General features: G+C 35.8%; 19 protein-coding genes, 1 pseudogene and 1 riboswitch. Of the genes and pseudogenes, 5 read left to right on the top strand and 15 right to left on the bottom strand.

The features are described 5' to 3' along the window. Positions 1-139: 139 nt before the first annotated feature. The 4 genes from BN1058_RS01680 to BN1058_RS01665 all read right to left on the bottom strand — a co-directional run bounded on the left by BN1058_RS01680 (position 140) and on the right by BN1058_RS01665 (position 5,536). Positions 140-1,180, bottom strand: coding sequence for a DctP family TRAP transporter solute-binding subunit (locus BN1058_RS01680; RefSeq protein ID WP_369688248.1), 1,041 nt, complete (start codon positions 1,178-1,180; stop codon positions 140-142). A 76-nt stretch (positions 1,181-1,256) separates the two neighbouring features. Next, positions 1,257-2,537, bottom strand: a complete 1,281-nt coding sequence (locus BN1058_RS01675) for a TRAP transporter large permease (RefSeq protein WP_090851947.1) — start codon at positions 2,535-2,537, stop codon at positions 1,257-1,259. A 79-nt stretch (positions 2,538-2,616) separates the two neighbouring features. Next, a complete protein-coding gene (locus BN1058_RS01670; protein ID WP_090851944.1) occupies positions 2,617-3,183 on the bottom strand; it encodes a TRAP transporter small permease in 567 nt (188 codons plus the stop codon). 499 nt (positions 3,184-3,682) lie between these two features. After that, on the bottom strand, positions 3,683-5,536 hold the full coding sequence (locus tag BN1058_RS01665) for a cation:proton antiporter (protein WP_090851941.1): 1,854 nt from the start codon (positions 5,534-5,536) through the stop codon (positions 3,683-3,685). 188 nt (positions 5,537-5,724) lie between these two features. Between BN1058_RS01665 and recQ the strand changes: the two genes are divergently transcribed. Continuing rightward, complete coding sequence (gene recQ, locus BN1058_RS01660) at positions 5,725-7,821, top strand: DNA helicase RecQ (protein ID WP_090851938.1); 2,097 nt, start codon at positions 5,725-5,727, stop codon at positions 7,819-7,821. A gap of 252 nt (positions 7,822-8,073) precedes the next feature. Here recQ and BN1058_RS01655 read toward each other — a convergent pair whose 3' ends face one another. From BN1058_RS01655 to cls, 4 genes are all read right to left on the bottom strand, one after another. Further along, positions 8,074-9,303, bottom strand: coding sequence for an aminopeptidase (locus BN1058_RS01655; RefSeq protein WP_090851935.1), 1,230 nt, complete (start codon positions 9,301-9,303; stop codon positions 8,074-8,076). Positions 9,304-9,388: 85 nt separating this feature from the next. Continuing rightward, positions 9,389-11,275, bottom strand: coding sequence for an ABC-F family ATP-binding cassette domain-containing protein (locus tag BN1058_RS01650; RefSeq protein WP_090851931.1), 1,887 nt, complete (start codon positions 11,273-11,275; stop codon positions 9,389-9,391). A 133-nt stretch (positions 11,276-11,408) separates the two neighbouring features. Beyond that, complete coding sequence (locus tag BN1058_RS01645) at positions 11,409-11,939, bottom strand: acyl-CoA thioesterase (protein ID WP_090851928.1); 531 nt, start codon at positions 11,937-11,939, stop codon at positions 11,409-11,411. 19 nt (positions 11,940-11,958) lie between these two features. Next, positions 11,959-13,398 carry a cardiolipin synthase gene (gene cls / locus BN1058_RS01640; RefSeq protein ID WP_090851925.1) on the bottom strand — a complete coding sequence of 480 codons (1,440 nt, stop codon included), beginning with the start codon at positions 13,396-13,398 and terminating at the stop codon, positions 11,959-11,961. 268 nt (positions 13,399-13,666) lie between these two features. On the opposite strand from cls, the pseudogene BN1058_RS01635 reads away from it, so the two are divergent. Then, positions 13,667-13,912: pseudogene (locus tag BN1058_RS01635) on the top strand (EamA family transporter); the annotation flags it as partial. 68 nt (positions 13,913-13,980) lie between these two features. On the opposite strand, the gene BN1058_RS01630 reads toward BN1058_RS01635, so the two are convergent. Beyond that, the gene (locus tag BN1058_RS01630) at positions 13,981-14,445 is read right to left on the bottom strand and encodes an Hsp20/alpha crystallin family protein (protein ID WP_176694414.1); all 465 of its coding nucleotides are present in this window, start codon (positions 14,443-14,445) and stop codon (positions 13,981-13,983) included. 227 nt (positions 14,446-14,672) lie between these two features. Next, positions 14,673-14,779: riboswitch (SAM riboswitch) on the top strand. A gap of 107 nt (positions 14,780-14,886) precedes the next feature. Here BN1058_RS01630 and BN1058_RS01625 point away from each other — a divergent pair. From BN1058_RS01625 to BN1058_RS01615, 3 genes are all read left to right on the top strand, one after another. Continuing rightward, positions 14,887-16,536, top strand: a complete 1,650-nt coding sequence (locus BN1058_RS01625; RefSeq protein WP_090851919.1) for an O-acetylhomoserine aminocarboxypropyltransferase/cysteine synthase family protein — start codon at positions 14,887-14,889, stop codon at positions 16,534-16,536. Between the two features lie 220 nt (positions 16,537-16,756). Next, on the top strand, positions 16,757-17,683 hold the full coding sequence (locus BN1058_RS01620; RefSeq protein ID WP_090851916.1) for an SGNH/GDSL hydrolase family protein: 927 nt from the start codon (positions 16,757-16,759) through the stop codon (positions 17,681-17,683). A gap of 43 nt (positions 17,684-17,726) precedes the next feature. Beyond that, entirely contained in the window at positions 17,727-18,320 is a 594-nt protein-coding gene (locus BN1058_RS01615; protein WP_255306945.1) for a YpmS family protein, read from the top strand. Positions 18,321-18,761: 441 nt separating this feature from the next. Here the strand turns inward: BN1058_RS01615 and BN1058_RS01610 are convergent, their stop codons facing one another. The 6 genes from BN1058_RS01610 to BN1058_RS01585 all read right to left on the bottom strand — a co-directional run bounded on the left by BN1058_RS01610 (position 18,762) and on the right by BN1058_RS01585 (position 23,317). Continuing rightward, entirely contained in the window at positions 18,762-19,613 is an 852-nt protein-coding gene (locus BN1058_RS01610; protein ID WP_090851912.1) for a DUF4097 family beta strand repeat-containing protein, read from the bottom strand. 5 nt (positions 19,614-19,618) lie between these two features. Next, positions 19,619-20,191, bottom strand: a complete 573-nt coding sequence (locus BN1058_RS01605; protein WP_090851909.1) for a DUF1700 domain-containing protein — start codon at positions 20,189-20,191, stop codon at positions 19,619-19,621. 2 nt (positions 20,192-20,193) lie between these two features. Beyond that, positions 20,194-20,832 carry a response regulator gene (locus BN1058_RS01600; RefSeq protein ID WP_090851906.1) on the bottom strand — a complete coding sequence of 213 codons (639 nt, stop codon included), beginning with the start codon at positions 20,830-20,832 and terminating at the stop codon, positions 20,194-20,196. Next, entirely contained in the window at positions 20,825-21,877 is a 1,053-nt protein-coding gene (locus BN1058_RS01595) for a sensor histidine kinase (protein WP_090851902.1), read from the bottom strand. The genes BN1058_RS01600 and BN1058_RS01595 overlap by 8 nt, the downstream gene beginning before the upstream one ends. Further along, positions 21,874-22,590, bottom strand: coding sequence for a cell wall-active antibiotics response protein LiaF (gene liaF / locus BN1058_RS01590; protein WP_090851899.1), 717 nt, complete (start codon positions 22,588-22,590; stop codon positions 21,874-21,876). Before liaF ends, BN1058_RS01595 begins: the two co-directional genes overlap by 4 nt. A gap of 97 nt (positions 22,591-22,687) precedes the next feature. Continuing rightward, positions 22,688-23,317, bottom strand: coding sequence for a PspA/IM30 family protein (locus BN1058_RS01585; protein WP_090851896.1), 630 nt, complete (start codon positions 23,315-23,317; stop codon positions 22,688-22,690). Positions 23,318-23,346: the final 29 nt, after the last annotated feature.

Here is a 23,346-nt window from a genome sequence, read left to right as displayed (position 1 = left end):
GCTTTAGTTCAATGCCTGAATGGGCGATAAATTTTACTTTTCGTACACGCACGCTTTATTTCCTTGCTCCTGTGTTCGATAAAAACATCAAAAAACAACAAAACAAAAAATCGAGCCATAATCGGCTCGATTTTTTTTATCATTCTTGTGCCTCTTCGATTTCTTTAACTAACTTATCAAGGATCTTACCATTTACTGTTGAAACTTCTTCACGATAAAAGTCACGTACAGGTACAGCTAAATCTTTGAATGCTTGACGTTGTTCTTCAGTTAATTCAATTATTTCTGTTGAGTGTTTTGTATCATTTTTAATTTGTTCTAAGAATTCATCGTTTTCACGTTTTTGTTCTTCAAACACCCATGATTGCATTTCTTCTACTGTTTCATCAATTAATTGTTGTTCATCTTGCCCTAATCCTTCATACCAATCAGTATTTACAGTTGTCATCGCAACATAATTGTTATGATTTGAAAGTGTCATATAATCTTGCACTTCATGAAACGAAGCATCTCCGATAAAGAAGATTGGATTTTCTTGACCTTGAACGGTACCATTATCAAGTGCGATGTATAATTCACTCCAGCTCATCGGTGTTGGATCAGCACCATAGGCTTTATAAGATTCTAAAATTAAAGGCGAGTCTTGTGTACGCATTTTAAAGTTCTCAAAATCTCCTGGCTCTTCAATGGGAGTAGAACTAGTCCATTGCATCGCACCTTCTGTCCAAAAGGCAAGTGGAGAGATATTAAATTCTTCATACCGTTTACGAAGGTCTTCATTCAAAGCTTCACTATTTGTTAGAATTTCTTGTGTTTTTTCTACACTATCAGGAAATAAGAATTGTAGTGCAAACATCTGGCCTTCTTTCACCATACCGCCTGTAAAACCTGGTGACATAACAGCCATTTGAACGCCACCATTTTGTAACAACTCCACTTGATCACTTTCACTACCTAAACCACCATCATATTCATATGGCTCCACCGTAATGGCACCATCCGTTTTCTCTTTAATACGCTCTGCGAATTCTTCAGCGTATTCGTATTGCACCTGTCCCTCTAACTCTTCTGTTACAAATCGCCATGTAGCTTGGCTATATCCTGAATCACTCTGACTATCATTTGTAGTATTGCCTTCATCTCCACCACAAGCAACTAATACAAAGCTAAATGTTACTATTGTAAGTAAACGAAACAGATATTTTTTGTTAAAAATGTTGATTACCTCCTGATTTTTTAATATATGATATCACTGCTTATGATGGTAGGAACCAACGATAAGCGAGTGAGATATCTGGAACTAAGATTAATAAAATACCTATTGCCAGTAGCATAATGATAAACGGAGGTGTACCCCGAATAACATCTAAATAGGATTTTTGATATACGGCACTAGCTGTAAAAATATCCACTCCAAACGGGGGTGTGGCAGATCCTAGTGCAGCTTGGAATGTCACAATAATTCCTAAATGTACTGGGTCAATTCCAGCAGCCTGAGCCGAAGGCATAAAGATTGGTGTTAATATTAAAATAACAACAATCGGATCAACAAACATACAACCAACAAAGAAAAATAATGAAACCATAAGCAGGACATATAATTGGCTTGGATCTGTACCTAATACTGTTTCAGTAATTTGCTGCGGTATTCTGGCAAATGAAATTAACCAAGTAAATGCTTGCCCACCTGCAACTAAAACAAATACTGCTGAAGTTACTAGACCAGTAGATAAAGCAACATTAGGTAAGTCTTTTAGTTTAATAGAACGAAAGATAACCACTTCCAAAATGAATGCATAAAATACAGAAATACCTGCTGCTTCCGTTGGACCAAATAAACCTGAATACAGTCCACCAATAACAATGATAGGGAAGCCTAAAGGTAATAATGCCTTTTTTGTGTATTTCCAACGCTCTGCCCATGTTTTCTTATCCGCAAGTGGGATATTATGTACTCGTGCGTGAAGATAACTATAGATAGCAAAGCATAGAAATACGAGTGTACCAGGAATAATACCCGCTAAGAAAAGATCCCCAACAGAAGTTCCAGATACCAATGCATACATAATCATGCCTATACTTGGTGGAACAAGTAAAGCAATATCAGACGAATTAATAATTAGCGCGATGGCACTGGAATCTTTATATCCTGCTTTTAGCAGACGTTGACGCATCGGTGTTCCTATTGCAACTACTGTAGCTTGTGTTGATCCTGAAATAGCGCCGAATAATGTACAAGCAGCTGAAGTCGTAATTGCATAGCCCCCTCTAATATGCCCAACAAACGAACCGATGAAATCTAATAATCGATTTGAGGTTTTTCCTGTTGTCATAATATCGGCAGCGAAAATAAATAACGGTACCGCTAATAATACATATGATTCGATTCCTGTTTTTAATTGTTGCATCATCAGCATTGGATCCATCATTGGAAAAAAAATCAACATAACCACTAATGGGGCAGCAATTAAAGGAATCATCATAGGAAAGTTTAATAATAATAATACGACCATAATAGTCAATAGTGTCGTTAACATAATGTAATCCTTTCTATAACGATTTTCTTTATCTTATGTTTTTGCACGGATGCCTTTAGCTTTGTTTCTTACACACCTCTCAGACACGAATTTGATCTTCCATATCATCCTTTTTACTCTCTTTATCTTCATCGTTATAATCTTTCACATCTGTCCCCAAGTAGACTTCTTTGTTTACTATATTAACCCAAACATTTCGCAAGTATTGAATACCGCCTAGAACTAGGCCGATGGGGATGAAAATTAACATGTATGTTACTGGTAATTGTAATGCGGAGGTTACTGTCCCACTTTCGTGTACAGAAACAACATATAAGTAAGAATAGTATGCTACTACAAATAGCACAATTGCAGTAACAAAAGGAATAAGTATAGCTAAAGTTTTTCGAACGCGATATGGGGCTAGGTCATAAAAAGCTGACATACTAATATGGCGCCCTTTCCTTGCTGCGTAACTAATCCCCATGAATGTAGCAATAATAACAGCAAATAAACTTATTTCATTGGCAAATACCCAACTAGATCCAGTGATTGATCTACTAAGTACATTTCCTACTACCATTATTGCTATTAAAATAACGGAGTAGCTTAAGATAATCTCTTCTAACTTTAAAAAGAAATTATCTATTGCTTTGATAATTTTCAACGAATCATGTCCTCCTCTTTTAAAAGCTAGCTCAAAATTTTCACACTAACCCAATTATAAATTAATCCAAATTTGTTAACAAACGGATTGAAAACGCATTATTTGTAACATTACCACAAATTTCCGCCTTTGATAAAAATGATTCGGCTTTATGTAAGTATTGGCTAAAATACTCTCTTTTCTTTACAAATCCTCTAAAAATGATTTCCATTTTTAAGCTATGATTTATGATCACCACCTTTATCATTATCATATAACTTGACCTTACCATTTAGACTAAAAAATATAATGTGCATTATTGAACATGTTGTAAGACTTTTCATTTCAAACTTTATAGTTTTACATACCCGATTTTTATTATATAAAACTTGTAATTTTTTAATTTGTTAACGAAAAAGTGATTGGCATTATTTAATTTTCATTCGGGCCGTACTATAGAAAAAAATCCGAACATCTACGAAATTATGAACTAAATTACTAAATGTCCGGATTTTCAATTTTAAATCCTATTATTTTTTTGTTTGCGTTGTTCTTCTATTTTATCTTTTATCTTATTAAATTCCTTACTTGGAGGTGTTAAACTAACAACCACATCTCCTCTTTCAGGTGTTACGGATGCATCTTCTGTAAAGAAACGGATAACACCGTTCTGTTTTAATAAGAACAATAACACCGTAGTTGATTCACAATTATTGACATAGTTATCAAACGTATATTGTTGTGTAAGTGTTGTTTTTCGAAATACATAGCCAATCTCCACTTTGTGTGTTAAATCATCGAAGGCAAACTTCTCATCAAACAACACCCTACCTCCAATTGTATGATCCATGTCTTCTAAATCTCCACTATTACGTTGAATCGATAACCGGTAAACATCTTTTCTTCCAAACTCTGGAACAAACGTAGAGGAAACAAGTGCATTATAAGCATCATATTCTGTTGCTGCGACTAAATAATCATATGGCGTCATATCTATCGTATATTCTGTTTGCTCTGACAAAATATCACCATGGTGAAAAGGTATACCAGCTTGGCGTGCTTTGTGCAATCTTTCCCATGAAGAATCGGTAATAAGGATGGGAATATTTAATTTTTTCATTACATTCGCAAACGCAACAGAAAATTGATTACTCCCTACCATTAGCACACCTGGTTTCCCATTGGAGGACAAATGGAGTCTCTTCGCAAGCCAGCCAATAGAAAAACCATGTGCACAAACAGTAAAAAACACAAGAGCAAATGTTAGTGATGTAACGATTTCTGCACCTTCAAATCCACCCTCCATTAAGACGGAAGCAAAGTAACTAGCTACCGTAAGAGCTACAATTCCACGCGGAGCAATCCAACCGATTAATATTTTTTCTTGAATCTTTAAATCGGTACGAATCGTTGATAAGAAAATCGATAAGGGACGTACAAGAAACAACATAAGTAACACATAACCAATAATTTCTGGTTGAAATACTTGCATCAATGTTTCTCTTGTCAAAGAGGCTGTAAGCATAATAAATATTGCAGAAACAAGTAAAATAGAGATATCTTCTTTAAAGTGACGCATCTGCCTAATAGAGGCAATCCCCATATTCGCTAATGTGATCCCCATTGCGGTTACAGCAAGTAAACCTGTTTCATGGGCTATTTCATCTGCAATGGTAAAGCAGGCAATGACTGCTATTAACACAGCAGATGATTTTAAATATTCAGGTACACGTCCCTCTTCAAAATACTTTCCAATAAATTTACCAAACACAACACCTAAGATAACAGCAAATATAGATGCTAGAATGAAATATAGTAATGAATAAATGGTTGATGTTTCACCTGTGAAAAATACAATGATTTCAAATGCAAATACAGCAAGTAATGCACCAAAGGGGTCAACAATGATTCCTTCCCACTTCAATATCTTTGCAGGTCTTGGTTTCAATTTTGATTGACGTAGCAGTGGCAATATAACAGTAGGACCTGTCACAATAAAGATAGCACCAATAACAAAAGAGACTTCCCATGATAAACCAGCAACATAATGAGCAGTTAACGAACCAAGCATCCAACTAATAAATGCTCCCCATGTTACAATTCGAAAGACAGGCTTTCCTAAGCCTACTACCTCTTTAAAATTTAAGTTTAAACTTCCCTCAAATAAAATAATTGCTACTGCAACGGAAATAAACGGGCTATATAAATCACCAAAATCTTGTTCTGGATGTATTAAATGAAAAATAGGACCTGCTAATAATCCAATAATGGACATAACAACAATCGCTGGTAAACGAAAACGCCAGGCAATCCATTGGGATCCTACACCGAGTAAACCAATGATCATAAATTCTAGTAAGAATGAATCTATCAATGTTACCTCCCCCTTTCGACCTGTTAGTATTCGGAAAAATAGTATAACGTTAGTTTACTGATTGTTTCTTCTCATGTAAATGAAGAAGACTTATTCTTTTTGTAAAATTAAAAACAATCCTTTCGACATGTGGAGCGATGCGTTATGATTAAAAAGGATAGTATGCACTGAAAAAGGAATGAATGTTTATGTTAGACCAAGCAAAAAGTGTGTTAAAAGAATATTACGGTTTTGATTCGTTTCGACCTGGTCAAGAAGAAGTTATTTCACATATATTGCATCAAGAAAACACCTTAGGCATCATGCCAACAGGTGGAGGGAAATCTATATGTTATCAGATTCCGGGCTTAATTTTAGAAGGCACAGCTATTATTGTTTCTCCATTAATCTCTTTAATGAAAGATCAAGTAGATGCATTAGAGAACCTAGGAATAAGCGCTACGTATATTAATAGTTCATTATCTAGTGCTGAACAACAAGAACGCCTTATCTCTCTTCGAAATGGTGCTTATCAATTTATCTATGTTGCACCAGAACGGTTTGATCATCACCAATTTTTAGCAATAATCAAACAGATTAAGCTAGCTTTTCTTGCCTTTGATGAAGCGCATTGTATTTCACAATGGGGTCATGACTTTCGTCCAAGTTATCGATCGATTGTTTCCACGATTGCCACGTTGCCAAACCTCCCTTTTGTAATGGGGTTAACCGCAACTGCTACGAAAGAAGTAATAAAGGATATTCAAGCATTACTAAATGTTAAAGATCACGCTGTTGTAAATACAGGTTTCGCCAGAAAAAACCTCTCCTTTCATGTAATTAAAGGACAAGATAAGCAGACTTTTCTAAAGAACTATTTAGCTGAGCACACCCATGAATCCGGAATCATCTATGCTCCAACACGGAAACAAGTCGATTCCTTATCATCTCAACTTAAGCAAAAAGGATATGCCGTAGCTAGTTATCATGCCGGACTAAGTGAACAGACACGACAGCTAGAACAGAATCGTTTCATCCAAGAAGAGGCTAGCATTATGGTCGCAACAAATGCTTTTGGCATGGGGATTGATAAATCCAATGTTCGTTACGTTATTCATTATGCGTTACCAATGAATATCGAATCCTATTATCAAGAAGCCGGCCGTGCAGGTCGCGATGGAGAGCCAAGTGATTGCATCTTACTATTTTCTGGTCAAGATATACATTTGCAGAAATTTCTTATTGAACAATCGTTGATGGATACGGATAAAAAAGCGAATGAATACAAAAAATTACAGTCCATGATTAATTATTGTCATACAGACAGTTGTCTACAACAGTTTATGTTGGAATATTTCCATGATTATTCATTAAAAAATGGCTGTGAAAATTGTAGTAATTGTCAACAAAAAGGAGAACAGACGGATACAACAAGAGAAGCACAAATGGTACTATCCTGTGTGAAACGAATGGGAGAACGATTTGGTGCAGGTTTAACTGCAAAAGTACTCAAAGGATCGAAAGATAAAAAGATAAAACAGTTTGGCTTTGAAAAGTTATCCACCTATGGATTAATGGCTAAACAAACAGAAAAAGCAATTACTAATTTTATTCATTACTTAGTGGCGGAAGGCTATTTATCGACAGGTGATCAACGTTATCCCACTTTACAATTAACCAAGCATGCAGAATCAGTTTTAAAAGGGAAACAACAAATATGGATGATACAGACTAGCGTTCAACAGCAAGATGCTAGTGATTATGATAAAGGATTATTTGAAGCACTACGAATATTACGCAAGAAAATGGCCGATCAACAAGGTGTTCCACCCTATATTTTATTCTCGGATGTTGCCTTAAAAGAGATGAGTACCTATTATCCAAAAACAGAGCAAGCGATGTTAAAAATAAAAGGTGTAGGCGAGAAAAAATACCAACAATATGGAGAAGCTTTTATCAATGAAATTATCACTTGGACAACAGCTAATGAGACAAATGCAGATGATAAAAAGCCAAGTCATTTAATTAGTTACGACTTAGATCAAGCAGGATATACGATCGAAGAAATTGCACAAATGAGAGAGATAAAAGAACAAACCATCATGAATCATTTATTTCAATGCGTTCAAGAAGGGTATACGATCGAGTGGAGTAAATTCTTCTCTGAAGCGGAAGAAAAAGAAGTGTTGGATGCACAAACAACGTTAACTGAACCCAAACTTAAAGAACTAAAGGAAAAGCTGGGTGAGGATTACAGTTATCCGATAATCCGTGGTGTATTAATAAAAAACAAATTGCTGTCTTAATTTTTAGCTACTTATCATTAATCTTACTAATGATAAGTAGCTATTTTAAACAGAAGTAAGGTAGCATGGAGTTTGCACGTTCGCCGGATTATTGGCGCGTTCGCCGAATTATTGGCGCGTTCGCCGAATTATTGGCGCGTTCGCCGAATTATTGGCGCGTTCGCCGGAAAAGCATGCGATCATCTCCAGCAAAGCTGTCGATGATCTATCTTTTCATGACTAGACGCATCTTTTAGGAGCTAGTAATTTTCACTAAAACGCCCAGGCGCCTTTGCGGAATACTGCTTCTGTGTTTCCATCAGCTGTTACTCCATCAATATCTAGTTCTCCTGAACCAATCATGAAATCGACATGTGTTAAGCTATCATTCACACCATGTTTATCTAATTCTTCCTCATTCATATCTGATCCGCCTTGTATATTCGTTGGATATGCTTTTCCAAGTGCAATATGGCAAGAAGCATTTTCATCAAACAAGGTATTATAGAAAATCAATCCAGATTGAGAAATAGGTGATGCATGTGGTACTAATGCAAGTTCTCCCAATCGGCTAGCGCCTTCATCTGTTTCTAAGAGATGTTTTAATGTTTCATAACCCTGTTCTGCTTTAAAATCAACGACTTTCCCATCTTTAAAAGTTAAAGAAAAGTTATCGATCATATTACCACCATAAATCAGTGGTTTCGTACTTGTGACAGTACCATTCACACCATATTTATGTGGCAAGGTAAATACTTCTTCTGTTGGCATATTCGGATTAAATGCATTACCATCGGTTGTTTTCGCCGCGCCACCTTTCCAGACATGTCCTGCTGGTAAATCAAAGCGAATATCTGTACCAGGTGCCTTAAATAGAAGTGCTTGATATTGTTTTTTATTTAATACTTCACGCGCATCTTTCAAATTTTGATTATGCTCTTCCCAAGCAGCAATTGGATCGTCTTGATCTACACGTACAATTTTGAAAATTTGTTCCCATAAAGCCTCTTTAGCGTCTTCCTTTGATTTACCTGGGAAGATCTTTTGCGACCAATCGCCTGTTGGAATAGAAATGATTGACCAAGCAATTCGGTCATTCATTGTATATTTACGAAATTCTTTCATTGCTTCACTTGACGCTTTTTGTGCTTTAGCTACCTTTGCAGGGTCTACATCTTTCAGTAAATCTGGGTTCGTTGAGCGAATCGATAACAACGCTCCACCATCTTTAGCGAATGATAAATGTTTTTCGATTTGCCATTCTGGAATATCCGTTAATACTTCTTCTGGGGCATGCTGATATTTTAATAATGTAATGGTGTCATCTTGCCAATTCACTAATACATCTTTCGCACCTAATTCGTACGCTTTACGCACTACTATTCGTGTGAAATCTGCTCCTTCAATAGAAGAGTTAATCATTAGTGCTTGTCCTCTTTGTAAATTAACACCTGTTCGCAAAGCAAGTTCTGCATATTTTTCTTGCATTTGTTTGTCTGCCATTTTTACTTCCCTCCAATTTTTAATTTCATATCCATATTATTTCATATTTATTTCGATTAGTGAAATATTTGTTTGAAAATTATGTTTACTTCTCGGTTTCTTCCACTAACAAAGATAGTTCTTCCCAGCGTTCCATTTTGTCCTCTAACTTCGTTTCTAGCTCTGTTTGTTTTTCATATAAAGCCTGAACTTTTTCTGAATCACTTCCAGCATGAATAATTTCTTCTTGTACTTCACTTATTTGTTCTTCAAGCGTTACAATCTCATCCTCTATTGTTTCCCATTTGCGTTGATCATTATATGATAGTTTTTTGCGTTTAGGCTTTGTATGTTGGGTGTCTTTTTTTACTCTATTCTCTGTTTTACTCGCCTGTTTTTCCTCAAGATCTGCCATATATTCTGAATAATTACCATAAAACAAGCTTGTTTCACCTGGTGCAGTAAATACAATCAATTGATTCGCTACGCGGTCAAGAAAATATCGATCATGTGAAACGGTAATAACAACACCAGGAAAATGGTCTAGATAATCCTCTAGTACACTTAATGTCTGTACATCTAAGTCGTTTGTAGGTTCATCTAATAAAAGTACATTTGGTTCCTGCATAAGTACTTGCAATAAATAGAGTCGTCTACGTTCCCCACCAGATAAACGGCGGATATATGTCCATTGTTGCGAACGAGGAAATAAAAAGCGTTCCAACATCTGCTCTGCCGTGATCGTTTCTCCATCTTTTGTATGAATCACTTCTGCTACTTTTCGAATGTAATCAATGATGCGTAAATTTTCGTCCATTTCACTATGATCTTGTGTGTAGTAACCTATGTTTACAGTGCTACCGATCTCCAGTTCCCCGCTATCAGGTTCTATACGATTCGCAATTAATTGCAATAAGGTAGTCTTACCGCTACCATTCGCACCAATAATCCCTATTCGATCTTTTGGGGTAACAAGTAAATTTAAGTGATTAATGTAATTTGTACTATCATAAGATTTACATACATCATGTAACTCCAACACTTTTTTCCCTAAACGTTTAGAACCAACTTGAAAATCCAAAGAAGATTCCGACGTATTAAACGTCTCCTGCTTCATTTCTTCTACTCGATTAATTCTGGCTTTTTGTTTTGTTGAACGAGCTTTTGCTCCACGTTTCAGCCATGCTAACTCACGCTTTAATGTATTAGCATGTTTCTGTTCATTCTGCCTCTCTAATGCTTCACGTTCTGCTTTTTTTTCTAAAAAAGTCTCGTAATTACCTATGTAATGATACATTTGCCCTTTATCCAATTCCATGATTCGATTGGTAATTCGATTAAGAAAATAACGGTCATGAGTAATTAACATAATGGAACCTTGATATTGACTTAAATAAGATTCTAGCCATTCAATAGATTGATTGTCTAAATGGTTGGTCGGTTCATCTAACAATAATAAATCAGCTGGCTGAATAAGTGCTTTAGCCATCGCTACACGTTTTTTTTGACCACCTGACAATTGATGTACCGGTTGGTTAAAGGAGGTTATTCCTAATTTAGTTAAAATCATTTTTGCAGTTGTATTGGCATCCCAAGCTTCTAATCGATCCATTTGCTGTTGCAATTGCATCAATTGATTTTGCAATGCTTGATTATTAGGCTGCTCTTCTAGTTCTATCAGGACTTGTTCGTACTGTCTCATTAATACCATGACTGTTGCTTCTCCTGCAAAAACTTCTTCTAAGACAGTGCTTGTTTCGTTTAACTCTGGATCCTGATTTAAATATGTGATGCGAAAGTCTTTTGCATGGTGAATAGTACCTTGATCCATATCTTCCAGTCCAGCTATTACTTTCATTAATGTTGATTTACCTGTTCCATTTACACCAATTAGTCCGATACGTTCCTTCTGCGAAATAGAAAATGACACATAATCAAACAATTGTTTATCTCCGTATGTTTTTACTACATTCTCGACTGCTAAAATTTCCATATTAATCACCTTTCACACTGCTCAAACGTTTGTTCAGTATTATAGTAAGAATAATACAAGGAAAGGAGCTATCGTTTATGACAACTCCTGTTCTCTTCCTTATATTTTATTCCCTGTTACACCTAGAAGAATGTTAGCCGAATCGACTTGTTTCATTCCAAGGAAAGGAAGTCCCAAAACGTTCCGACATTTCCTTCGCTATTTTCCTTCTATCCTTACGTATTTGCGCTCTTTTTTCTGCTTCACGGTGTAACCATTTCTCTTCGTCAGACTCTGGATACACTTCCGGGACCTCAGTCGGTTGATTATTTTCGTTAATTGCTACCATGGTAAGAAAAGCATTTGCACAAACTTTTCGATCTCCTGTAAGTAAGTTTTCTGTCACAGCTTTAACAAACACTTCCATAGATGTCCGATGCGTATAGGTGACAAACGCTTCTAAACAAATGGTATCGCCTTCTTTAACTGGATGCAAAAAATCAACGGAATCAATTGATGCTGTGACAACAAGCCTTCTCGCATGGCGTGTCGCACTAATTGCTGCAACATCATCAATATATGCCATTAATTGTCCGCCAAATAATGTCCCGTGTCCATTCGTATCTGAAGGTAGCACATGAGAATTTTTTACACTTAATGATGCAACAGAAGGTTTTGATTCCATATTTATTCCTCTTTTCGTTCTAAAGAATTGGTGATATTAATCTAGAAACAGATTCTTTAAAGCGAATCCATAACGATCGTTTTTGATATAACGAAAGTGTGAGCTCTGATGAGTAAGCGATATCTTTGTGATATTCATTCACTAGTTGTATTGCTATTTCTTCACTATATAGAAAAGCATTCACTTCAAAATTCAAACGGAAGCTACGAACATCTATATTTGCTGTACCAACTGATGCGATTTTTCCATCAACGACAATGGTCTTTGCATGTAAGAAACCACGTTGATATATATAGATTTTAGCTCCTGCTTTTAGTAGCTCACCGATATAAGAATAGGTTGCCCAATAGACAAACGGATGATCCGGTTTATTCGGAATCATAATTCGCACATCCACACCAGATAACACAGCAATACGAATTGCATCAGCTAAGCTTTCATCTGGGATAAAATAGGGTGTTTGAATGTATACAAATTCTTTTGCTTCCATGATCATTTTTATATAGCCATTTTTAATTTGTTCCCATTCAGAATCAGGTCCACTAGAAACAATTTGTATTCCAACATTCCCTCTAGGTTCTGATTTAAAATATCTTTCCTCATATAAAATATCATGGTGTGATGCTTGATTCCAATCTAGAATATAGCGCGTTTGCATATTACGTACTGACTCACCAACAATCCTTAAATGGGTGTCGCGCCAATAACCAAACTTTTTACTAGCACCTAAGTATTCATCTCCAATATTAAATCCACCAATATATCCAATTTTACCGTCAATGATGGCTAATTTACGATGATTTCGATGATTGATCTTAAAATTAACTTTTGGGATAAGTGGCGGAAAGAAAGATTCAACTTCTACTCCTGCGTCTTTTAATCTTCTAATATATTTTTGCTTAAGTCCCCTCGAGCCCATATCATCGTATAAAAAACGTACTTGTACCCCTTCTCGTGCTTTTCGAATTAATGTATCTGCAATGCGTTCACCTAATGTATCATTTCGAACAATATAATAGATAAGGTGAATGTGATCTGTTGCTTGTTCCATATCAGCAATAAGCGCATCAAACTTCTTTTTTCCATCTGTAAATATCTCCACTTCATTATCATGTGTGAAAATCGCATCATCATTTCGAAGATGGAGATAAAATAAATCTTCATACCCCTTCATATTTTCCGGAATTGGAAAACTTCCCTCTTCTAGTAACTCTAATTGTACTTTTACTGCTTGTTGTACACCGAGCCTACTTTTGTTATCCCAGATAAACATTTTCTTATTACTTAATTTTCTTCCAAAGATTAAATAAAGAAAAAAGCCAATCACTGGAATGAACAAAAGAACCATAAGCCACGCCCATGTAGAGGTTGCGTTTTTACGTTCTAAGAAAACAATGGCAAATGCCAAAAACATATTAAAAACAAGAATAAACCATAAGGTGACTGTAGTTACATCCAATGTAACTCCTCCTTTCTCCTTCCCGTTATCTCATTATACCATTGTGGTCAATTTATCTTTACTTTTAAGACTCAACAATTTTTGCGTTGTTTTTAATCGAGGCCCTATAGAGAGGTTCTCTATTTTTTTAGATATCATTTTGTTATTGTATTTCATTATCGGCACAGGTAAACTAACAGGTATCGTTAGGAGGGATAACATGGGGGGAACACATACCAAAAATGGCATATTTTCTGCCACATTCGCTTATATACTTTGGGGGTTCTTGCCAATAACAGCTGTACCCTTATTACTTTTTGCTATTGGTGCAAAACGCATTTCGCTATCTATGGTAGGATTTCTACAATATATTGCTCCGACTTTCATGCTTCTTATTGGTGTATTTCTCTATCAAGAGGTTTTTACATCTGCGCATATGATTGCTTTTGTATGTATTTGGACCGCACTAGCGATTTATACGACCGTACGTTTCGTTTTGTTGCACCGTTTAAGAAGACAAGTAATGGTGCGATAGAATTCCTGCAATACCATTAATGAAAGGTGGAGAATCCACCCTCCACCTTTCATGTCCTAATATCCGCCCTAATCAATTTCGAGATAATTGTTTGGCTTCTTTTTTTTAGGTCCACGTACTTCTAACACACCGTTTCGAAATGACGCTTTTGTTGTTTTTTTATCTACTACATAAGGGAGTTGCACCATTCGTTCTGCATGTTGATGTTTTCTTTCTCTATGATAGTAATCTTTATTTTCATTGCTCTTATTTGTTTCCTCATTATAATCTACCATTATTTTCAAACGATCTCCGATAATATCAACATGAATATTTTCTTTTTTTACACCTGGTAAGTCCACTTGTGCAACCCACTCTGTTTCTGTCTCAAATACATCAATAGCCAAGCGTGATGGTAAGCCGCTTTGCTGAAAAAAAGAATCGATCGCATTCAAAATGTTATTCTTTGGCCGATTATAAAATAATTCATCCATTTTCCGAACGAAGTCCTGCCCTGCCTCTACTAACTCTGATCGTTTCTCATGCTCATCCATCTGTTTTTCACCTTCCCTTTTCTTATCTATCGTTAATATATGCACAGATTTTTCATTTGCTATTAAAAAATGATCTCTCATTCGCAGCTAATTTTACGCTGTTAAGACGCGATAAAAAACTTTCTCAACATTTTTATAAAAAAATTAACGAAAAAGCCAGACTTTTCAAAAAAGTCTATTGACTTCATTCATTTATTCACTTATAATCCTTACTAACATGTACATATCTCTTATCAAGAGTGGCAGAGGGAATAGGCCCAACGAAGCCCGGCAACCATCAATTTTTATTGAAAAGGTGCCAAATCCTACAGGTGTTATACCTGATAGATAAGAGGAGGAAATCGCACGTATTGCCCTCTTCTTAACAGAAGAGGTTTTTTTATTTCTTCTTCCCTAGCTCCATAAGAGTATGTTCCATTTCATTTTTAGGAGGTATTCAAAATGACAAAACGTTTTCAGACACAAGGAACAGAAACAACTTTATTACATGGTGGGCAGCAAGTAGATCCTACAACTGGATCACGAGCAGTACCAATCTATCAAACAACATCCTATGTATTTCGTGATACAGAACATGCTCAAAACTTATTTGCTTTAGCTGAACCAGGGAATATTTACTCCAGAATCATGAATCCTACAGTAGATGCTTTTGAACAGCGAATTGCTTTACTTGAAGATGGTGTTGCTGCTGTAGCAACCGCATCAGGTGCTTCTGCTATTACATTAGCGATATTGAATCTTGCACAAGCTGGTGACGAAATTATTACAGATAGCAATTTGTATGGTGGGACGTATAATTTATTTTCAAACACGTTACCGAAATATGGTATCCATGTGAAATTTGTTGATGGAACAGATCCAGAAAACTTCCGTGCCGCAATTACAGATAAAACGAAAGCAATTTTTGGTGAAATCATTACTAATCCATCATTAAATGTATTTGATATTGAAGCCGTAGCCGCTGTCGCTCATGAAAATAACCTTCCATTAATTATTGATAATACATTCGCTAGTCCCTATGGTTGCAAGCCAATTACTTGGGGGGCTGACATTGTTGTTCATTCTGCAACAAAATGGATTGGTGGACATGGGACTACAATAGGTGGTGTTGTCGTTGATGGTGGACGTTTTAACTGGAACCAAGACAAATTCCCAGGATTCACAGAACCTGATCAAAGTTACAATGGGATACGTTTTGGTATAGATATTGGACCACCAGCATTTGCGATCAAATTACGTGTACAATTATTACGCGACATTGGTCCTGCTTTAAGCCCTCAAAATGCATTTTACTTCTTGCAAGGGCTAGAAACATTAAACTTACGTATTAATAAACACACGGAAAATACTAAAAAAGTAGCGGCATATTTAGAAGCACACCCTCAAGTAGAATGGGTTAGTTATCCAGGGTTGGCGTCACACCCTTCACATGAATTGGCTCATAAATATCTTTCAGGAACATATGGTTCTGTCATTACCTTTGGCATTAAAGGAGGGCGAGATACTGGTAGAAAAGTGATTGATAACATTCAACTTTGGTCTCATGTTGCTAACGTTGGGGATGCAAAATCACTTATTATTCACCCTGCATCAACAACACACCAACAATTAAACGAAGAAGAATTGAAAACAAGTGGCGTTACGGAAGAATTAATCCGCCTTTCTGTTGGCTTGGAATCGATTGATGATATCTTACAAGATTTAGATCAAGCAATAGCAAAGGCAACGAATACAGAACCAACTATTCAACTTACGGAAGATGACATTATCCGCTGGGCATTCACCTCACCATTTGCTAGAGAAGAAGCTGGTTTGCGATTGAAAAATATTGTAGTTGCTGGACAAATTGAAGGTGATGAGGAACTAACAAAACTACAACAGTTAGGTTACCAACTCGTACCTTTATCTGAAAATGATCAACCAATAGATGTATTATATGTACCAGAAGGTAGTTCCATTAAAGAAATTCCTACTGACACTTCTGTTGTTTGGTTTAGAAAAGCTTCCACGATCTCAACCAGTGATAATACATCTATCATTGAAAATCGTTGCCCATTTATAGAAGCTGATCATATTCGCCGTAATCATTGATTACTCTACTGACATCGTTATATCAAACAGACATATCTTACTTAGGTATGTCTGCTTTTTTATGTGAACGGAAATAGACCTAACTATTGCTAAATGATTAATCACTACCATATAATAAAATAATGAAGCTAATTTACACATGATTCTACATCACTAGTTTATACAATAAAGCAAACGGGAATAGGCCAACATTGATTTTTTAAAAATAGGTGTGAGCATAATGAATAGAAAAAAGAATTGGATCATTTTTGGTGGTGTAACACTCACTTTATGCATAATTACTGTTCTATTTTTTTGGTTTAAAAGCGATCAATCAAATGAAACAGCAACTATTGAATCGGAAGAAAATATCGAAGAAGTGATTGAACAAGTACAAGAAAAAGATGAAGAAATGACGCAGGAAGAAAATAACTTTTCATCTAGTCTAAAAAATGCTGTAGAAAGTACGATTAGTTTGTTCGTCCGTAACAATTACAAAATTGTGGCTATTGGTGATTCACTAACTCAAGGTGTTGGTGACTTGTCAAACAATGGTGGGTATGTTGGTGTAATTGAGGATAATCTGTCTGATAACGAACACGCAGTCACTATTGAAAATTATGGGAAGCGCGGAAATCGATCTGATCAGTTGCTAAAAAGATTAGAAGAAGATAAAATTCAAGCCTCTATTAAAAAAGCCGATATGATTTTACTTACTATTGGTGCAAATGACATCATGAAAGTCGTTAAAACAAATTTTATGAATCTCCAAGAAGAGCCATTCGAGCAAGAAAGAAAAGCTTACAAACAACGTCTACAAAAAATTTTTGATAAGATGTTAGCGCTCAGTCCTGAAGCAGATATTTATTTAATTGGATTTTTCAATCCATTTGAAGGTTACTTTGAGGATATTGAGGAATTGGATAATATACTTAATAACTGGAACCAAACAGGGAGACAACTCACCCTAAATCATCCTCAATTGCATTACATTCCTACAAATGATCTCTTTCAACTTAGAGATGTTGATTTATTAGCGGATGACAATTTTCATCCTAATACAACGGGCTATACATTGATTGGAGAGCGTGTCCTTACTTATATCCGGCCTACTATTGAGACTGCACAAGAAGAAACAGAACATCAAAATGCCATTACACAAGAATAACTTAGAATTAGAAAGGTGTTAAATATAGACAATGAGGCAAACGATGCAACGCAATTGGAAAAGGTTATTTATTGGTTTATTAAGTATAAATTTATTTATTGTTATTTTATTATTTATCTTACTCTTTTCTCCTACAGCAGATACACCAACTATACCTGAGCAAGTGACAGAGGAAAAGGCTGGAGCAGCGTTCACCGTGCGTTCAAGTAAACAAAATTTGAGTCAATTGGTCAATACGTATTTAGATAAAGCGTTACATGATACAAAGGGAAAATACACCGTTCAGTTTGAAGAAGACGTACAGTTTCATGGTTCGGTTCGAGCGTTTAATACGGATATTCCCGTTTCTATTCGTATGGAACCAATTGTACAAAAAAATGGAGATCTAATTTTACAGCAGAAAGAGATGTCCTTAGGCCTATTATTACTACCAAAAAATAAGATTTTAGAATACGTAAATAAACAAGTAGATCTCCCCGATTGGGTTGTGATTGACCCTAAAAATGAACAAATTCATGTCGCTGTAACGCAGATGGATATAAAGAGTAACTTTAATGTTCGGATTCAACAATTTGATTTAGAAAATAATCAATTATCATTTCGTATTAAAGTTCCTAATGAAACATTAGGTTTTTAAGTGGTCTAAGAAAAACTAGACAAAAAGTGGCTCGGTCCTTAAAACATGATACGAAGGGTTCGAATCTCGCTACGGAAACAAAGGGACTCCCTTTCTGCAGGCACGGCTTCAGCTAAGTTATTCAAGCAAAGACCGCTTGAATAACTTGATCTTCAGCCCGTGCTTCCTGCTAGAGTGTCGTCCATTTGTTGCCTTCGCTTGTTGAGCGCTAAAGTGTTTAATGAGTCATCCAACCTTCTGCTTATTGAATAGAAAAATATTATTACCTAAACAATAAACTGTCTTTAATACAAAAAGGTGAATACAGGCGAAGGAAATACACAGAGAATCCTTGAGGAACAGCACAAACCAAAGATCCATCTAGTAGTGTATTTCCGTCGCTGGAGCTATGGTTAGATTTTTATACTTTTAAGACACCTAAATAAGTTCTTGCTTAGACCTTTAGTCACTTACTACTTCAACTTCTCCTATATCACTTCTAACATCCATCAATGGTCCATCTGTTCCCACTTCTATATAAAGATTTCCATTTTCATTTTGGGTCCGGCCTTGTCTTACGCCTGTTGTATGAACATCCCCTACATCACTGGCTAAATTCATTTGAAACGCTTTAGGCATCTGTTGAATAAAGACTTCGATATCACCAATATCGGATTGAATCATGATATCTTTCTTCCATTCCAACAATTCAAGTGATATTTCTCCTACATCACTAACAACATCCCACCTACCAATTCCATCATAGATAGTAATATCACCTATATTTGTTTCTACATCGACTTGAGCTGTCTTCGTATTTTTCATTTCTATATCGCCTATATCACTTGTTATATTAATGGATGAAAAATCACCATAGGTTATCGAGAGGTCTGCGACGTTTGAATCTAATGTTAGCTTTTCAAAATGCTTGTCTGGTACTTGTAACACTAAATCCAACTGCATGCTATCACCAAAAGGGAGTATCGGAAAGGAAAACCAAGGCTTATTGCGTTGATCTAATTTAATAAATAATTTATTATTTTCCTGATAAACTTGATAATCCATTTGTTCTTTTAAATGTCTACTCACATGTCCAGTTAATGAAACGTGTATCGATTGATCTGGACTTTTCTCAATCTGAAGGTCAACCACATCCACATTAATATCTAATTGATTAATAGACGCTTTATCAAAATCAGTAAACTCCATTAATTGCTCCCCATTATCATAAGAGAAAATCTCATTTCTAAAAATAAATATACCAATTAAACCAATCAAACCTGTTATAAGTGCAATTCCTGCGATTTTTTTCAATTGATTCACCCCCTAATAACATCTATATTCCATTTTAAGTAGCCTTTAACGGCGAAAAATAATATTTTGGTTACATAAATCATAACAATAGCAAGTAAAACTCCTATACTGGTCAGGGTAAGTACAATAAAAAACTCTGGTAGTATCGACGATATAGGACGCCAGAATAGGGAAAGTACCCATCCAATTGGTGACAAAGAAAAAGCCATTGCTACTGCCCATACACTAATCCATACAGCAACTAGAGCCACAGCTGGACCGAGTACAATTACTATATTAAATACAATAAGAATAAGTGCAAAAACAAACGAGCGTATTGGACTACGTGATGGGTTTGAAGAAGGTTCGGCAGGATACCTATTTTCCTGATCAAAATGGCTAATATTAAGATCAGCCAATCGTTTTTGTGCGATTACACGTGGTGTGCCAAGTTCCAGAATAATGGACTGTTCATCTTTCCCTTCTATCTCAGCGATCTTAAACTGATCTTCATAATCTTGTAAAATATCATTCCGGTCATGGCTTGATAATTCTCTTAAATGATAGGCTAATTCATTCATAAAACTTTTCTTATCCACGACTATTCCCCCTCTATCAATTTATGTTGATAGGCATAGATTGCTGCTTGTGTTCTGTCTTGCACATCTAATTTACTTAGAATATTACTGACGTGCACTTTGGTGGTTTTCAGTGCAATAAATAGTTGATCCGCAATCTCTTGGTTTGTTTTCCCCTGAGCAATTAAAAGTAAAATTTCTCGTTCACGTGCTGTTAATGTATCATGGCGTTCCGTTTCTCTCTGTGTGCGCATCCTTGTTAATACTTTATTCGTCACCTCAGCTTCAAAGACTGATTCCCCTCGCTTTGTGTTGCGAATTGCTTTTGCAATTTCACTAGCTTTAGAGGTTTTCAATACATAACTAGTAGCTCCAGCTTCTAAGGCTGGATAGACTTTATCATCATCAATAAAGCTGGTAACCATCAGGATTTTCGCTTCTGGCCATGCTTTAATAATTTCTTTTGTGGCTTGAATACCATCCATTTCATCCATGACAATATCCATTAAGATCACATCTGGTCTAAGCTCAAGTGCAAGCTCTACAGCTTTTTTTCCATTATCAGCTTCTGCTATCACCTCAATATCTGACTGTGTAGCTAGGTATGCACTTACACCAATTCGCACCATTTCATGATCATCTACAAATAATACCTTAATCATTTCCATCACCTTCTACTTCCATAATCGGAACTCTTACTTCTATTCGTGTTCCTTTATTTGGCACACTAACGATACGCAGTTTACCACCAATTTCTGCTGCTCGTTCTGAAATATTAGCTAAACCGTATGAGCTAGATTGTTTTTCTTCTACATTAAAACCAATACCATCATCTAACACACGTAAAATAACAGCATTTTCACGTTTAATTAATAGTATATCAATCACTGTAGCTTTCGCATGTCGTAATGTGTTCGATACAGATTCCTGTAGCATTCGAAACAAATGGTCTTCCACCCCTGAGCTCAAAGATACATCTTCCACTTGCCAATGCATTTCCATGGGAATCTTTTGATCGAGCTCTTGTAATAGTTGATCCATACCTTCCTTTAAAGAATTATCCTTTAAAGCGATTGGTCTCAAATGTAACAGTAATGCACGCATTTCTAATTGTGCTTGTTGAATCATGGCCTCTACCTGTTGCAATGGGTTTCTTAGTTCTTCCGTTTTTGAAATAGACATTTCATTAATAGCAGAGACAAGCATAGAGGCTGCAAAAAGTTCCTGACTAACCGAGTCATGTAATTCCCTTGCTAAGCGGTTTCTCTCTTGCGTAATCACTTCCTCGATTTTTTCTTGTTGATTTTCTACTCTCTCACTGATTAATTTTTGTGTTCGTTTCGTTTGTTCTTGAATATATAATTGCACCTTTTTTATACGTGTCATGATATGGTCAACATCTTCTAGTGGGCCATCATATCTGATCATCACATCTGTGTTTGCCCCTTCTAAATCATTTATTCCTTTTTCAATTGCTTCTAATTGATTTTTTCCAAACACACCGATCATGAAGCCAACACTTGCGCCAAAAATCAAACTAATTAATAAAACAAATAGTATAAACGGAATTTTCCAAAATGTGTACTCCCAAATCTCCAACCAATTTTGGATCGGAAAAGTCAGAAAAAAAATAATAAGTAATAAAATGGCCAATAAAACAGAAAGAAACATTCCCATAATGATCGAACGGGTAATCATCGTCTTCATTCACGAGTCACCTCAATTTTTCCAGCAATCATTGATGTGACTATTTTCACCTTCTGGTTTGCTTCTTGATATGCCTCTGTTTGTAAGTGAATCACCCGATTTGTAATAGCCTCATCACGGTGATTTAAAATATCTACTGCTCCAAAAAGTACAGAGTGGTGAATCGACACTTCTACATCAAATGGAACAATAATTTTTACTGTGCCAAAAAGATGACGGGCAATAATAAGTGGTTCTCCTTTTGGTAACACAGTGTAAGTTAAATCAATGATTGTTTCACCAGCAATCGCTTGCATGTTAATATCATTCCATTCATAAGCCGGGCCTTGTGTTTGTTGTCTACCAAACCATTTGTTTGTAAATAAGACTTTCTTTTGTTTCAACTGTGGATCTATTGGGAATTGAACTTGATGATAATTCGTGCGTTGATTTTTTTGATACCAATGTAAAACGAACATAACTAGTGCGGCAAATAGTACAATCTGAAAAGTAATGGTATTAATCACAGTAATTCCAAACGCAATCACACCAATCCAAAAAAACATTCGACCCGAAGGACGATAATAATGCTGACGCGCCAGATAGATAATGACAAGCCAAATAACCATCCAGATCAATGATTCCGTATGAACGAAGATTGCTTCAAAGATTAAAAAAATAATAATGCTTAGTAATACATAATCCATCACATGCATATTCTTCAAATTAAACATGGGCTTCCCTCAATTTCTTATGATACACAATTTAGTTGGATTAGGGATCAAAGTGAACTTCGATACCTAATCCTTCTAGTTATAGCGTACCATGAACTTATTTAGAAGTAGAAACCTTTTTTTCTAATTCAGCAAACCTTGCATCTAATGTATGCAGTCGATAATCTGATGTCACCTGTTGTTCTAAACGTTTAATATAGTTTTCTACCTCTTGAAACTTCGACTCGCTTTTTTCTACTAACTCGGTATAAAGCACCTTATTCATCCCTTTATGAACGCGGGCTATATTTTCTCTCCCTTTTAATTCCAAACGTTTGACATATAAGTCTTTTAACTTGTGCTTCATTTGTACATATTTCGTTTCCACTTGATCAAGCTGTTGGCTATTCTGCTTAAGCATTTCTGCTAGTTGATCTGCTCTTCTTTGATATCTTTCCAATTCTTCTGCCGCTTCATGCTTTAATTCTTCTTCTCCCATCTCTTCAGCTAATGCTTGTTGCGATTTTCTTTTTCCAACCATCGATTGCGCTTTTTGCCATTCATTTTGGTATTCTTGCTTAATTGCATATTGCCTCTCAATCAATTTTTTTAGCCGCTTTACCTCTTCTTCTGCTTTTCGAATATATTGGTTGAGATGTGACATTGGGTGCTTCTCTTCTTTTTGATCTAATAGTTCATGAAAATCAGCTACAATTGTATCTTTAACACGAGTAAAAATATTTGCCATGTGTATTACTCTCCTTATTTCAAATTTTT

Source organism: Paraliobacillus sp. PM-2 (genome assembly GCF_001368815.1).
GTDB lineage: Bacteria > Bacillota > Bacilli > Bacillales > Amphibacillaceae > Paraliobacillus.
The sequence above is the reverse complement of the archived record's forward strand: the minus strand, read 5'-3'. Positions and strand labels throughout refer to the sequence as shown.

Bases quoted from the DNA above. Each gene is read 5' to 3' on its own strand.
- BN1058_RS01645 (WP_090851928.1), bottom strand. From the start codon at position 11,939: ATGGAATCAAAACCTTCTGTTGCATCATTAAGTGTAAAAAATTCTCAT.
- BN1058_RS01585 (WP_090851896.1), bottom strand. From the start codon at position 23,317: ATGGCAAATATTTTTACTCGTGTTAAAGATACAATTGTAGCTGATTTT.
- BN1058_RS01615 (WP_255306945.1), top strand. From the start codon at position 17,727: ATGCAACGCAATTGGAAAAGGTTATTTATTGGTTTATTAAGTATAAAT.
- BN1058_RS01655 (WP_090851935.1), bottom strand. From the start codon at position 9,303: ATGGCAGACAAACAAATGCAAGAAAAATATGCAGAACTTGCTTTGCGA.
- liaF (WP_090851899.1), bottom strand. From the start codon at position 22,590: ATGTTTAATTTGAAGAATATGCATGTGATGGATTATGTATTACTAAGC.
- BN1058_RS01650 (WP_090851931.1), bottom strand. From the start codon at position 11,275: ATGGAAATTTTAGCAGTCGAGAATGTAGTAAAAACATACGGAGATAAA.
- BN1058_RS01625 (WP_090851919.1), top strand. From the start codon at position 14,887: ATGACAAAACGTTTTCAGACACAAGGAACAGAAACAACTTTATTACAT.
- BN1058_RS01675 (WP_090851947.1), bottom strand. From the start codon at position 2,537: ATGTTAACGACACTATTGACTATTATGGTCGTATTATTATTATTAAAC.
- BN1058_RS01600 (WP_090851906.1), bottom strand. From the start codon at position 20,832: ATGATTAAGGTATTATTTGTAGATGATCATGAAATGGTGCGAATTGGT.
- recQ (WP_090851938.1), top strand. From the start codon at position 5,725: ATGTTAGACCAAGCAAAAAGTGTGTTAAAAGAATATTACGGTTTTGAT.
- BN1058_RS01595 (WP_090851902.1), bottom strand. From the start codon at position 21,877: ATGAAGACGATGATTACCCGTTCGATCATTATGGGAATGTTTCTTTCT.
- BN1058_RS01630 (WP_176694414.1), bottom strand. From the start codon at position 14,445: ATGGATGAGCATGAGAAACGATCAGAGTTAGTAGAGGCAGGGCAGGAC.
- BN1058_RS01620 (WP_090851916.1), top strand. From the start codon at position 16,757: ATGAATAGAAAAAAGAATTGGATCATTTTTGGTGGTGTAACACTCACT.